At 60.5% G+C, this 14,697-nt stretch carries 7 protein-coding genes and 1 pseudogene; 4 read left to right on the plus strand and 4 right to left on the minus strand.

What is annotated here, in order from left to right:
- Window positions 1-10 precede the first annotated feature (10 nt).
- A complete protein-coding gene (locus BXU06_RS17505; RefSeq protein WP_150125221.1) occupies window positions 11-1,444 on the plus strand; it encodes a hypothetical protein in 1,434 nt (477 codons plus the stop codon).
- A 182-nt stretch (window positions 1,445-1,626) separates the two neighbouring features.
- Window positions 1,627-1,832, plus strand: a pseudogene (locus BXU06_RS18260) (transposase); the annotation flags it as partial.
- Between the two features lie 110 nt (window positions 1,833-1,942).
- Here the strand turns inward: BXU06_RS18260 and BXU06_RS14320 are convergent.
- Window positions 1,943-3,049, minus strand: a complete 1,107-nt coding sequence (locus BXU06_RS14320) for an IS5 family transposase (protein ID WP_077301077.1) — start codon at window positions 3,047-3,049, stop codon at window positions 1,943-1,945.
- 133 nt (window positions 3,050-3,182) lie between these two features.
- Window positions 3,183-4,406: an IS110 family transposase gene (locus BXU06_RS14325; RefSeq protein WP_077301079.1), complete on the minus strand. Its 1,224-nt coding sequence runs from the start codon at window positions 4,404-4,406 to the stop codon at window positions 3,183-3,185.
- A gap of 544 nt (window positions 4,407-4,950) precedes the next feature.
- On the opposite strand from BXU06_RS14325, the gene cphA (BXU06_RS14330) reads away from it, so the two are divergent.
- Entirely contained in the window at window positions 4,951-7,581 is a 2,631-nt protein-coding gene (gene cphA / locus BXU06_RS14330) for a cyanophycin synthetase (protein WP_077301081.1), read from the plus strand.
- 120 nt (window positions 7,582-7,701) lie between these two features.
- Window positions 7,702-10,266, plus strand: coding sequence for a cyanophycin synthetase (gene cphA / locus BXU06_RS14335; RefSeq protein ID WP_077301083.1), 2,565 nt, complete (start codon window positions 7,702-7,704; stop codon window positions 10,264-10,266).
- 107 nt (window positions 10,267-10,373) lie between these two features.
- Here the strand turns inward: cphA (BXU06_RS14335) and BXU06_RS17750 are convergent, their stop codons facing one another.
- A complete protein-coding gene (locus BXU06_RS17750; protein WP_077301085.1) occupies window positions 10,374-11,846 on the minus strand; it encodes a tetratricopeptide repeat protein in 1,473 nt (490 codons plus the stop codon).
- Entirely contained in the window at window positions 11,843-14,506 is a 2,664-nt protein-coding gene (locus BXU06_RS14345) for an ATP-binding protein (protein ID WP_077301087.1), read from the minus strand. Before BXU06_RS14345 ends, BXU06_RS17750 begins: the two co-directional genes overlap by 4 nt.
- Between the last annotated feature and the right edge of the window lie 191 nt (window positions 14,507-14,697).

Here is a 14,697-nt window from a genome sequence, read left to right on the forward strand (position 1 = left end):
GAGGAGTAATGTGTTTATTGTTCTTCAGTATCCGTTTGCAGATATGCGTGATTTCTTAAGAGCGAATGGATGGCGACTCTCCAAGCCATGGCTTTTGTCTAACCCAAGCGTGGATTTTGTACGGGCGTCTGGCCTAATTATGGATCGTAGACAAGGAGGTATCGAGGAGTGGGCAGGGGAAGAAATTTATGGCGATGCATCTTTAGCTCTTCGGCTTCCAAATTTTTTAAAAAAAACTTCCTCTACTCACCTTTCAGGTAATAGCTCTATAAGCCATGTATTCAGGAGATTTTATTCTAACGGCATAACATCAAGAATGGATATTGGCTTCAAAATAAAACCACAAGAAGAAATTGAAGAGCCTATATGCATAAATGCATCAAATGTCTTGAGGCACTTAACCACCCTCCCCGCCAGAGCAAGGGTCCAAAACGGATATCACCCCTCCCTACCTCTGATAGAGTTAGGCAATATGCTCGCTCAGCATTTTCTTAACGCCACCACTGACAGAAAAAGAGTCAAAGGAAAAATCCATCCATGGTGGTTTAGCGCCGGGGAACCCGTTGTTATATTTGAATGCCCAAAAAAAATACCTTTACAACTTCCAAAGCATTGCCGCCACATATTGGCCATCCCAAATGAAGACATAGCAATCCTACATACACGCCTAAATGTCAACAAGAAAAATTATAGCTGCTGGTTTATGATTGTAGGGGATAGCGACCCGGACGCCGTTAGGCGAGTTAGAATTCACCTCGGTCGCTTACATGCCGAGTGCGAAAGCGTAAAGCAAGTGCTAGTAAATTTATATAAGGAAAAAGATTGGGCTAACTCACTAGATTCGATCACCTCAGACCTTCTGCAAAATTATATCAATACAACTATCAGCTTAATCGAAAAACCAAAAAGATTTGGCATTCAAAACAAATGTCTTTTAGCTGCCGCCAGAACTGCCATCAAACTAGCCCCAGAAGGGCGGATAACATCGCTGGTTTCCATGCGCCGTCAGGTAAAAGCAAAAATTGAAAGATATATTATGGAGTCTCAATCCAACCACAACAAAGAAAAGGACATGAAATCCATGCCTGAAATTAACCTCAAGGACATATCGATTGACGGGGATTTTAATTTTAATTTAATCGCTGGCAACAATAATAAAAATCTTAACAAATCAAGCAGCGAGACTCCGTCTGAACTCCAGGAAAAATTAAAGTATTTGTCAGACACGATCTTCAACTTGACTACAAGACTTGAGAAAAATGACGCAGCGGAGGCCAGCAAAAATCTAGACCTGTTGTTAACAGAGGCAGAGTCAAGAAGTCCAAACAAAGCCAAGTACGAAAGATATGCGGAAACACTTATACACCTTGCACAGAAAACAGCAGAGTTAGCTGAGCCAGCCACCAAGGCTATTCAAGCAGTTATTAAACTACTACAGCAATAAGTATTTCTGCAAAATAAACTGGGAGACTAGGGATACGCTGAAAAAATCGTCATTCCCGCGAAGGTGGGAGTCCAGAGCTTTTATTTTGCTGGGTTTTGCTTTTGGCAAAAACGGTTTTTCTGAATAAATCAGCGTGTCCCTAGGGATGCGCGGGGGAAATTGCCACTCCCGCGAAGATCGAACGGGCCAAGGTTGAACATCCGTTTTCAGGATCATCAAGAACCTCTTCGGTTTGAAGAAGGTGCCCTACCGTGGACTGGCAAAGAACACGGCGCAGCTGTACACGCTCTTTGGGCTGACGAACCTATTGATTGGTAAGTCCTTGAGCGCTCGCAATACCCAAAATAGGTACAAAAGAGACAAAGCAAGGGGGTGTGCTGCGAGATAGTGTGACTTCTGACTGAAAATAGCGCTGGGCAGGTGTTTTTTACTCACCGATGCCCCATTGCCAAATTAAGGTGAGCAGCGTTGCTCGCCTTTAAAGGGTGTTTACAAAACCTAAGTAGTCAAGCGGCGGAGCAACAAGCGCGCACCAGCCAGCCACACCCATGTCTCGGAAACCTGTGGCAGTCGATCATGATGCATGATCAAACGACGCGCCCGCTCGTTCCAGGCATGGGTGCGTTCAACCACCCAGCGCTTGGGCTGCACGACAAACCCCTGCGCATCCGCCTGAACGGTGAACAGATCCGCTTGTTTGTCGTTTACCCAGCGTCCAACGTTGCGGTTCGCCGGATGACGCACCACCTGTGTCCGGATGTCATGGCAGTGGGAAACCAGTTGCGCACATTTCCCTGCATAGGCGGAGTCCACGAACAAAGTCTCAATCGTCGGATACTTGGCCATCATCCTGCTCACCACCGGATATGCACCATCACGATCTTGCACACTGGCGGCGGTCACGCTCACCGCCAGCAATAGGCCCAAGGTGTCCACAACCAGATGGCGCTTGCGCCCTTTGACCTTCTTGCCCGCGTCAAAGCCACTGTCGCCGCCCTGTGGTGAGCTGCGCGTGGATTGTGAGTCAAGCACGGCGGCGGTTGGTTCATCGTTGCGCTTGGCGCGCTCTCGCCACTGCGCGCGCAAGCGATCATGCATCAGTTCGAATTTGCCCTGCTCGCTCCAGCGCCGAAAGGTGCGGTAGACGTTCTGCCAGCGTGGAAAGTCCACTGGTAGCATCCGCCACGAGCATCCGGTGCGCACCACGTAGCAGCAGGCATCCACCAGCTTTCGGCGGCTGACAGTGGGCGGAAGGCCACGCCCACCGGGGTTTTCAAACAGATCACGCACCAACGTCCATTCGGCGTCGGTCAGGCTGCTGGAATAGCCTTGCTCGGGTTCGTGCCGTCGATGCGCATTGGTATAGCCGTAGCGACGCGCGCTGGGTTTGCGCTCGACGCAGACGGCCTGCTCGCTGGGCACGCGCTGAATGCCAAGCTTGCGCAAGGTTTTAACGATCGTCTGCTCATGCACATCAATGCCGGTGCGCCGCTTGAGTTCGTGGCGGATTTCAGTCAGCGTGGCAGTGCGGTCTGATTCGACGATGGCCACAAGTTGCGCGGCGTCGTCTGCCTGAATTTTTGCTGGGCGCCCCATTTTGGCCATGTGACTTGCTCCCTTAGTCGTTAGGGGCAAGTTTACATTTTTTTGTAGACACCGCTCTTAGCGTGAAAGAGCCCACCACCAGGACGAGCGCCACCCTGGCCCGAAGGCCATGTAAAAAAACGCCCATGCAGAATCAGGCGCTGGCTGGCGTGATAAAACCAAATTTAGTCAGCGCCTTGATCCAGCGTGGGGCATTGCGCTGAACAGAGAGCGCCTCGTAATCCGTCGCGCAATCCCGGTAATGCTCGCGCCGCTTGAGCATGAAGAACAGCGTGCGCAGAATTTTGTGACCAATTGCAATAATGGCGCGTTTGTAGCCACGCCTGACCACAAGAGCCTGGAACTTCGACTTGAACACCGATGTGGTGCGACTGGCGGCATGCGCAAACTCGCACAGCAGGCGGCGCACATATGGGTTGCCCTTGCGGGTGTGGCCTGACTTGCGCTTGCCCGCCGACTCGTTGTTGCCCGGGCAAACGCCAACCCACGAAGCCAAACGATCTGCGCTGCCGAAGGCGCCCATGTCCGAGCCAATTTCCACCAACAGCATCGCCGCGCCGATCAGGTCAACGCCAGGGATCGTTTGCAGCAGCGCCAGCGTGCCCCGCTCGGATTCAAGCCCAGCCAGCAATCGGACGTCGAAGCGGTCGATCCTGGCTTCGATCTCCTCAATATGCTGCATCAGTTCGTCGAGCACGAAGCGGTGACTGGCGGTCAGCTCGCCTTGCAGGGCATCGAAGATCTCCTCACGGCTGGCCTTCAGTCGGCGGCTGGCCAGGTTGATCACCTGTTGTGGGGCTTGCCCGGCGATGATCGCCTTGACCATGGCGCGGGCAGATTGCCCATGCAGATCGCTGACCACTACGCCAAGGCGAATTCCACTGTCGGTCAGCACTTTGTGCAGCCGGTTCTTCTCAGAGGCCAGTTGGCCAACCAGTTTCTGTCGCTGACGGGCAATCAGGCGCAATTCGCGCAATGCTGCAGGCGGGACAAACGAGGCGCGCAACAAACCGGCCCGCGCCAGCATCGCCAGCCAATGGGCATCGCCCACATCGGTCTTGCGGCCCGGGACATGCTTGACGTGGCGGGCATTCACCACCTTGGCGCGGATGCCGACTGCCTCCAGCGCGGCATACGGGCTCTTCCAGTAGATGCCGGTGCTCTCCATCACGACTTCATCCGGGTGCAAGGAAGCGGCCCAATCCGCGAGTTCCCGGCGGTCGCGGGCAAAGCCGCCAAACTGCCGCTGCTCGATGCGCGTGCTGCCATCGGGTTGCTGAATCAATGCGCAGGCGGTGATTTGCGCCTGATGGACGTCGAGTCCGATGACGCATTTGTACAGTGCTGACAGTTCCATGGCGCTTCCTATCGATTTACACTTGAGGATGGAAGGAGGCGGGCACCAGGACTGAATGAGCCTGAAGGCGACAAGTCGCCAACGGCCTGTTTAGCGTGCGCTCTCGATGGAAGCAATCCGGGGTGCGAGTCAGTCTGGCAGGTCACGTTAGAGGCTGGGTCAAGCCGCAAAGTACTAATACGACCTCGACCCGCCAACTTCCACCCGATAGTCTCTTTCATCTTCTGGGGTGGCGCTACTCTCCATGATCGTTAGAGCGGCCAACAAAACTCAGCGCTGCCCCCCCCCCGGCCAGACGCGCAGCCACAGATACCGGGAAAGACTGCGCCTGCGCGCCCTTAATGTTGCCCCACCATGACGAGGGCCATGCCGAACACCGTACAATTTTTGCAAGATCTTGGTAAACCTTATGGTCGATGCTGCGTTAAAGGTGTGTTATGGCCTTGCGTCCGGGTGCGGCAAGTGTCTGACTGGCGTGCGCTGCCCAAGCCGGGCCGTGCACCGATTTTTAAGCCTGCCACCCTGTTGTGTTTCTGCCAAGCCTATGAAAAAGAAAGACATTGAATTTCTCGATGTCCTGTCCCTGCGTGGACCTAACATCTGGACGTATCGCCCGGTGCTGGAAGCCTGGATCGACATTGGCGAACTGGAAGACTTCCCGTCCAACACCCTGCCCGGTTTCAACGAGCGGCTGAGCGCCTGGTTGCCGTCGCTGATTGAACACCGCTGCAGCATTGGCGAGCGCGGCGGTTTTCTGCAACGACTGCGCGACGGCACCTGGCCGGGACACATCCTCGAGCATGTCACCCTGGAGCTGCAAAACCTGGCCGGCATGCAGGCCGGATTTGGCAAGGCGCGGGAAACCCGCGAACGCGGGGTGTACAAGGTGGTGGTGCGCGCGCGCAACGAACAGGTATCGCGCGCCGCGCTGCAGGCCGCCCGCGACCTGCTGATGGCGGCCATCGAAGACCGCCCGTTTGACGTGGATGCCACTCTGGCCCACCTGCGCGACCTGGTGGACGCCCACTGCCTGGGCCCGAGCACCGCGTGTATTGTTGATGCGGCCACCGAACGCGGCATTCCGTCGCTGCGGCTGAACGACGGCAATCTGGTACAACTGGGCTATGGTGCCAGCCAGCGCCGGATCTGGACCGCCGAAACCGACCAGACCAGCGCCATTGGCGAAAGTATTTCCCGCGACAAAGACCTGACCAAACAACTGCTGGCCTCCTGCGGCGTGCCGATTCCGGAAGGCCGGCTGGTGGACAGCGCAGAAGACGCCTGGGCCGCCGCCGAAGACATTGGCCTGCCGGTGGTGGTCAAGCCCTACGACGGCAACCATGGCCGTGGCGTGTGCGCCAACCTGAATTCGCGTGAAGAAGTGATGGCTGCCTACCCGGTGGCGCGCGCCGAAGGCAGCGGGGTGATTGTCGAACGCTTTATTTTCGGTGCCGAACACCGCCTGCTGGTGGTGGGCGGCAAGCTGGCCGCCGCTGCGCGCGGCGAAGAAGCCGCCGTGGTGGGCGATGGCCGCTCGACCATTGTCGAGCTGATCAACAGCCAGCTCAACACCGACCCGCGTCGCGGCGAGGAAGAAGAATTCCCGCTCACCCCCATCCTGCTGGAGCGTGAACCCGCCGCCCGGCTGGAGTTGTCGCGCCAGGGCTACGATGGCCAGTCCATCCCGCCCGCCGGCCAGCGCGTGCTGGTGCAGCGCAACGGCAACATGACCTGCGACATCACCGGCCTGGTCCACCCCGACGTGGCCGCCGCCGCCGTGCTGGCCGCCCGCGTGGTCGGGCTGGACATTGCCGGGGTGGACGTGGTGGCCGAAGACATCCGCCGCCCGCTGGAAGACCAGCGCGGGGCGATTGTCGAAGTCAACGCCGGCCCAGGCCTGCTGATGCACCTGAAACCAGAATCCGGCGAGCCGCGCCCGGTGGGCCGGGCGATTGTCGACAGCCTGTTCCCGCAGGACAGCCAGGGCCGCATCCCGATTGTTGGCGTGACCGGCATCAACGGCAAGACCGTGGTGGCCCAGTTGGTGGCCAGCCTGCTGCGCCTGAGCGACAAGCGGGTGGGGCTGGCCTGCAGCGACGGCCTGTTCCTCGACCAGCGCCGGATTGGCCAGGGCGACGGCTGTCACTGGGACGCTGCACACAAGCTGCTGGTCAACCGTGCCATTGAAGCCGCCGTGATTGAAAGCGACACCCAGCACATCCTGCGCGAGGGCCTGGTCTACGACCGTTGTCAGGTGGCGGTGATCACCGGCATTGGCGAAGGCGACCATCTTGGCGAATACGACATCCACGAACCGGAACAGCTGTTTACCGTGCTGCGCACCCTGGTGGACGTGGTGCTGCCGGGCGGTGCCGCCGTGCTGAACGCCGCTGACCCACAGCTGGTGGAAATGGCCGAACTGTGTGATGGCGAAGTGATTTACTTTGCCCGCGACCCCGAGCTGCCGGTGATTCGCCAGCATCTGGCGGCAGGGGGTCGGGCAGTGCTGGTCAAGCAGGGTCAGCTGGTGCTGGCGCAGGGCCGGGAAGAAACCGACCTGGGTGCCGTGGCCGGCGTGCCGCTGACCTACGATGGCCGGGTGGCCTTCCAGGTGGACAATCTGCTGGCCGCCATTGGTGCCACCTGGGCGCTGGGGCTGAGCGCAGACCTGATGCGCACCGGGGTGGACACCTTTGATGTCGGCCAGGCCGGCGTACCGGGGCGGTTTACCGTATTCCAGCGCGGGCTGGCCACCGTGGTGGTGGACGACGCCCACAATGCCGACGCACTGCGCGCGCTGGTGGCCGCGCTGGATACGTTCCCTGGTCAGCCGCCGCGCAGCGCGGTGTTTGCCCCCGGGCTGGCGCGCAATGCCGCCGCCTGGCAGGCACAGGCCGCCATTCTGGGTGCAGCGTTCGATCAGGTCACGCTGACCACTGACAGCAGTGTGCCCGCTCTGGCGGCAGACACCCGGCGGGAACAGCTGGATCTGGCCTTGCGCGCCGGCCCGCGCCTGCAGCAATGCGTGCATCAGCCGGATACCCGGCTGGCGATTGAACATGCCCTGGCCGCCCTGGGGGACGATCAGGGCGTGTTGTGGATTCAAACCGGAGAAGGACATGGAGGGGCAACCCTGGCGCTGGAACTCGCGCGCCAGTGGGCAGGCCGGGCCTGATTCCGTTTACACGGAGCGGGCGCAGGTCGGACAGACACACTGATTACAACAACGGTTGCTTGTGGCCGCCGAGGGCCGGCCACAGGAACAACCGGGCATCACAGGAACCATTCTCAAGCTATGGACGTATCTCGTATCCGCGCCCTGCGCGGCCCCAATCTGTGGAGCCGGCACACGGCAATCGAAGCCATTGTGTCGTGTGCAACGGCAGAATGCGCCATCAGCGATCTGCCCGGCTTTGAAGCCGGCCTGCGCGCCCGCTTTCCGGCCATTGGCGAACTGGGCCACCGGGGCCAGGCGTCGATGGCCGACGCACTGGAAGCCGCCGCGCTGGCGCTGCAGGCGCATGCCGGTTGCCCGGTCACCTTCAGCCGCACCTCGCCCACCATCGAACCTGGCGTGTTTCAGGTGGTCGTGGAATACAGCGAGGAAGCCGTTGGCCGGCTGGCGTTTGATCTGGCCCGCCAACTGTGCCAGGCCGCGCAGGACAACGCCCCCTTCAACCTGGACGCCGCGCTGACCCAGCTGCGCGACCTGGACGAAGACGTGCGTCTGGGCCCGAGCACCGGAGCCATTGTCAGCGCCGCCGTGACACGCGGCATTCCGTTCCGTCGCCTGACCGATGGCAGCCTGGTGCAGTTTGGCTGGGGCAGCCGCCAGCAACGCATCCAGGCGGCGGAAACCAGCCGCACCAGCGCGATTGCCGAGTCCATCGCCCAGGATAAAGAACTGACCAAGATGCTGCTCGAATCCGCTGGCGTGCCAGTGCCCACCGGGCGCTCGGTGAGCGACGCCGAGGATGCCTGGGCCGCCGCCTGCGAGCTGGGCGGGCCGGTGGTGGTCAAGCCACGCGACGGCAACCAGGGCAAGGGCGTGGCGGTGAACATCGCCACCCGCGAAGAAGTGATGGCCGCTTATGCCGTGGCGGTCGAGTTCCGCGACGATGTGATGGTGGAGCGCTACCTGCCCGGCCACGATTACCGCCTGCTGGTGATCGGCAACCAACTGGTGGCTGCCGCCCGGCGCGACCCGCCGCAAGTGATTGGCGACGGCGAGCACACCATTCGCGAGCTGGTGGAAATCGTCAACCGCGACCCGCTGCGCAGCGACGGCCACGCCACCTCGCTGACCAAAATCCGTTTTGACGACATTGCCCTGGCCACCCTGGCCGGCCAGCATCTGCAAGCCACATCGGTGCCAGCGCGCGGCCAGCGGGTGATCCTGCGCAACAACGCCAACCTGAGCACCGGCGGCAGCGCCACCGACGTGACCGATGATGTGCATCCGGACGTGGCCGCCCGCGCCGTGGCCGCCGCGCGCATGGTGGGGCTGGACATCTGCGGCGTGGACGTGATTTGCGAAACCGTGCTGAAACCGCTGGAAGAACAAGGCGGCGGCATTGTCGAAGTCAACGCCGCACCAGGCCTGCGCATGCACTTGTCGCCGTCGTTTGGCAAAGGCCGCGCCGTCGGTGAAGCCATTATCAACACCATGTTTGCGCCGGGCGACAATGGCCGCATCCCGGTGGTGGCGGTAGCCGGCACCAACGGCAAAACCACCACCGTGCGCCTGATTGCCCACCTGCTGGGCAGCAAGGGCCTACGCGTGGGCATGACCAACTCCGATGGCGTATACATCCAGCGCCGGCGCATCGACACCGGCGACTGCTCCGGCCCGCGCAGCGCACGCAATGTGCTGATGCACCCGGAAGTGGACGCCGCCGTATTTGAAACCGCCCGGGGTGGCGTGCTGCGCGAAGGCCTGGCTTTCGACCGCTGCGACGTGGCCGTGGTCACCAATATCGGCATGGGCGACCATCTGGGGCTGTCGTATATCAGCACCGTCGAAGACCTGGCTGTGGTCAAGCGGGTGATTGTGCAAAACGTCGCCCCCACCGGCATGGCCGTGCTCAACGCCGCCGACCCCAATGTGGTGGTGATGGCCAATAGCTGCCCCGGCGGCGTGACCTTCTTTGCCAACGACCGCAACCACCCGGTGATGGCCACCCATCGCGCCCAGGGCCACCGCATTGTTTACGTGGAAGACGGCCAGATCGTCGCCGCCCAGGGCGAAATGCGCCACCGCATCGCCCTGACCGAAATTCCGCTCACCCAGGGTGGGCGCATCGGTTTTCAGGTGGAAAACGCCATGGCCGCCGTCGCCGCTGCCTGGGCGCTGGGGCTGGAATGGCCGGTGGTACACGCTGGCCTGGCCTCGTTCATCAACGACGCCGCCACCGCGCCGGGCCGCTTCAACACCTTTAGCTACAAAGGCGCGATGGTCATCGCCGACTACGGCCACAACCCCGACGCCATGCTGGCACTGGTGCAGGCCATCGACAACCTGCCCAGCGAGCGCCGCAGCGTGGTGATCAGCGGCGCCGGCGACCGCCGCGACGAAGACATCCGCGAGCAAACCCGGATTCTGAGCGCCGCGTTTGATTCGGTGATCCTCTACCAGGACGCCTGCCAGCGCGGCCGCGCCGACGGCGAAGTGCTCGGCCTGCTGCGCCAAGGCCTGGAAGGCGCAGCGCGCACCCGCCACAGCGAAGAAATCCTCGGCGAATTCAACGCGATTGACCGCGCGCTGGAACAGCTCAAGCCGGGTGATTTGTGCCTGATTCTGGTCGATCAGGTGGAAGAAGCGCTGGCGCATATCGCCAAGCGGGTGGCGGAAGTGGGTTGAGGTCGGGAGAGGCGGCGGGCGGTGGGATCAAATACGCTGCCTGGGATGCCTGAAGAAAATGACAAAGGCCACGCCGGAGACGGCGTGGCCTTTGTCATCTATGGCGCTCAATTAGCGGCGGGCGGGATGGGCAAGCCGAGTTTGCGCATGCTGGCCTCAATAGCCGCCACATCCGCCAACTGGAGCTGACGAGCGGCTTGTAAGACTTGAGCGAACAACTCAGCAGCGCGAGTGCGGTCGCAGTCGGTGTTGCGTTGCCAAAGCAAAATAGCGATATTGGCACGGGCAATAGTTTTCCCACGAATATCGCCCAGTTGCTCGTACACCGGCAAAACTTCTTGCTGGAGAATACGCAAGGCTTCGTCGAGCTGGCCGCGCTGAGTCAAAATATCGGCAATCTTACCCCGCGTCACTGCACGCTCACGAATATCCCCCCGTCGCTCGAATACCGGTAATACTTCTTGCAGATGAATGCGCAAAGCTTCGTCAAGCTGGCCGCTCAGGGTCAAAATATCGGCAATCTTGCTATGCGCCACCGCACGCTCACGAACATCGCCCAGTTGCTCGAACATTGGCAGCACTTCCTGCTGGCGAATGCGCAAGGCTTCGTCGAGCTGGCCACGCATGGTCAAAATATCGGCAATCTTGCCCTGCGTCACCGCACGCGAACGAATATCGCCCAGTTGCTCGTACACTGGCAACTGTTCCTGCTGGAGAATGCGTAAGGCCTCGTCGAACTGGCCGCGCTGCTGAAAAATGTTGGCAATGCGCCCTTGCGTCACTGCGATACTGTACATATCGCCCAGCGCCTCCTGCAAGCGCAGCACATGCTGCTGATAGGCCGCCAGCGCCTGCTCCCACCAACCTTGCGAAGTGTAGATATCCCCCAACTCCCCCCACAAACGCCAAGCTAATTCCGGTTCCATCTCTCCTTGCAGCCAGTCGCGCAATTCGGCAATCCGTTTGCCGGCTTGCACTTGCGTCGGGCGTTTTTGATAGCAATCAAATTGTGGCTGCCATTCCTCTGCTCGTAGGGGCATCGGCGTTGGTTCTGTGCTGAACACATACACCCCAGCACGCCAGGCCCACCAATCCGGGGCGAGGGTGAGCAGTTGCTGGATGCCGTCGGCGTCCAGCCACAGCAACAGGCGGCGGGGGACGTGTTCGGCGATGCGTTCGCGGCGGATGTTCAGCGCGTCCCAGCGGCCAGGCCGCTGTTCGGCGTCCAGCCAGGCGCGTGCGCCCAGGCAGTGGATGACTTGGCTGCGCTCGGCCAGTTGCCGCAGCTGTATTTCCAGCGCGGCCACGTCGCTGGGAACGTCGTCGGCTGGCTGGGCGGCAGTGTGCAGGGTGAGGGTGGCGGCGTGCAGGCCGGCGGCGTCCAGCACCGGGTTCAGGCAGTCCAGCTGTTGGCGGCGCAAGCGCTCGTCGCGGCAATCCAGCAGCAGCAGCTGAAAATCCGGGCCATACACCAGTTTTTTGCTGAGCCGTTTGAATTCAGCAAATTGCGCGGTATTCAGCTGTTGCGCAACGGTGGAAATCGCGCGCTGGATGGCAAAGCGCCGGGCGTCGTCGCTCATGGCTGGGCCAGCGCCTGCTGGGCGCGGTGATAGCCTTCCAGCGTGCGCACCACCGGATGGCTGCGCCGCCAGCTGCCGTCGTTGTATTCCAGCAGCGCCAGTTTATACAGCAGTTGCTGGATGGCTTCGGTGTTGCCGTCATGCTGAGGGGTGGTGTCCAGCTGCGCCAGAATCGTGTAGTCGTCCGGGCTGAGAAAGCGCCGGTAATCCGCCGCCAGCAGTTTGACAGCGGCGTCCAGCACGGCGCGGTCGATCAGTTCATCATCCGCCACTTCGCAGCACAAGCCCAGCAGGCGCAACAGCTCGCGCGGGTGGCCGCCGCAATAGCCAATCAAATCGTCAATCAAGGCCGGCTCGGCAAACAGCGCCAAGTCAATGCGCCGGGCCAGCAGTTCGCGCAGCGCCGTCCAGCCCGCCTCGCAGCGCGCGCCGTCGCGCTCGTGCAGCTTGATCATCGGCAACACCAAGTCTTGTAGCTTGCCCACCAGCTTGCCGGAGTATTTCAGGTGCAGCGGCGCGGTGTAGATGACAAAGGCGTCAATCGCCAGCAGTTGCTCGGCGTCGTGGATAAAAAACTGCTCGGTGTCGTCGCCGCGCAGTTTGTCGGTGCCGTCAATTACAAAGGCAATGCGCGTGCGCTGGCCGCGCGCGCCGCTGAGCTGGGTTTCCAGCTCGCGCAACAGGGTGTTGAAGTGCTCGGCCAGGGTGGTAAAGCGGTTGCGCACCTCCTGCCGCCATTGTTCTTTATAACTGGCCCCGGTTTTGGCCGAGGCGGTGATTTTGGCCAATACCTTGGCGATCACCCCCAGGCTGATTCCAGCGCTCAACTCGCCCTTGATTTCGTGATTCAGCGTGCTTTCGCATTCATGCACCACCCGGTTGAACCAGTCGTGCAGCGGCTGCAAGGTGGCGGCCGGCACCACGCAGCCATCGGCGCTCAGGCGCTCGACCAAGGCTTCGGCCATGGCCAGCAGCACTTCGCTGTATTGCAGGTTGTTGCGGTCCAGCCGGCTGAGCACATCCACTTCCACGCCATAGATAAAGCCGCTGTCGGCCAGCGCGCGGGCGTATTGGCGCAGCTCGGTGGTTTTGCCGCTGCCGACATGGCCAAAAAACAGCACATGGGCGCTGGCCGGCGGCAAGAATTTGTGTTGTTTAAAGTCGCAACCCAGTTTTCTGGTCAGCCGGCTTAACGTGTGCTGGCTGCCGCGCGCCTCACGGGTGTCCACATAGCGCGGGTCATCAGCGCTGAGCGCGTCTTCGTAGTGCAGGGATTGCAGGACTTCCAGCAGCGAGGTGGGCAGGGTCATGGCGAATTCGAGGGAGGAGGGGGCAGGGGTTTCTCCGGCCTGGCTAAGTCGGGCAGCGTCTTGCAGCGCTTGCAAAGCCAGGTGTCCGGGGTGGATGGGCAAAGTAACGCGAAAATAACTGCGTTGTTCGGCGTCAAAATCAAACTGCGGAGGCGGCGAGCCATTGTCAGCCATGGCGCGGCGGATTTTGGGCAGGCCGCTACCTCGGCCTTCGGCCAGTTTCAGCTCTTTGAGAAATTCGCCAATACGGCGGTTGCGCGCCGGCACAGGGGGCGCGGGTTTGTCACTGTTCAGGTGTGCGGCGTCAATACCAGGCACCGGCCCAGGATAGCTGATGATTTCCATCCGGTCCGGGTAGAGATGCACCTTAATGGGCTCAGGAGCGTTGCTCTCGTAGCTGCGGTGATACACCGCGTTGGCCAGCGCCTCGCGCACCGCCAGCAACGGATAGCTAAGCTGATGGGTTGCCTGAGCTTGATCGTGCTTGTGAATAGTGCGCGCCGACAGGGTTTCCAGGTAGCTCAGGCAGTCGCGCAATTGTTCATGGATAGGGCTGTGAGCAAAACGGTGCTCATCCAGCACATTGCTGCCGGCTTCGCCAGCAAAGCGCGCCACTTCGATGCGCGCACCAGCAAACCAAATTTCCGGGTTCTGGCTGAAAAACAGCAAGCCGATATTGCGTGGAGCGTCGTGACCATTGACGGGTTCGGCAATGCGCAAATTGCGGTATAGCGTGCGGGTGTCGCGTTCTTCAAGCAATCCACTGCCGATATCGTGCAGAAATTCGCGCACCTTGGTTTCCCGCAGCTCATGCACACTGACATCACGGGCGCGCTGGTCGTCAAACGGCACCCGGGTAGTGAGGTGCAGCAGTTGGGTTTTCAGCGCAGGATCACGCTCGGCATCCACGGTGTCGGCACCCAGGCGGATGTAATATTTGCGCACCGCGCCTTTTTCACCGGATTCCGGCGCTTGGTGCGGACGCATCTGGCTGCCCGGTGCCCACAACACCAGCAGGTGGCGATCTTCATGGCACTCGGGCGACATCACCGGGAAATACACTGGGTCGATGGTGTTGCAGCGACCGCGCAGCCAGTTCTGTGCGGCTTCCAGTTCTTCGATGCTCAATCCCTTGGCCGGCAGTTGTGCCTGGCCGTTACGCTCTGCCACACCAATCACCACATAGCCGCCATTGAGGTTTTGAAAATCATTGGCAAAGGCACATAGCGTGCGGACCACCTGCGGGCCGGTGGTTTTTTCATCCCAGGAGGCTTTGAACTCGACGCGCGCGGATTCGATATTGCGCCCGTACAGCAGGTCGTCCAGGTTGATGGGCAGAATCGACGGCATTGGGCATTCCTTGTGGTACGGGTGGGGTCAGTTCGTTCTGCGCAGAACCACCGCCTGGCTTGCGTCGGGAAGCAGCCAGACGCAGATAGTGCGGAAAACCAATCTACGCAGCCATCACCCGCAAGATGACGGTGTAAAAAAGACCGCCAGCGGGTGCGGTTTCCTGGCAAGGGCGCACGAAATCACACTGG

It is taken from the genome of Aquaspirillum sp. LM1 (genome assembly GCF_002002905.1).
Taxonomy (GTDB): Bacteria; Pseudomonadota; Gammaproteobacteria; order Burkholderiales; family Aquaspirillaceae; genus Rivihabitans.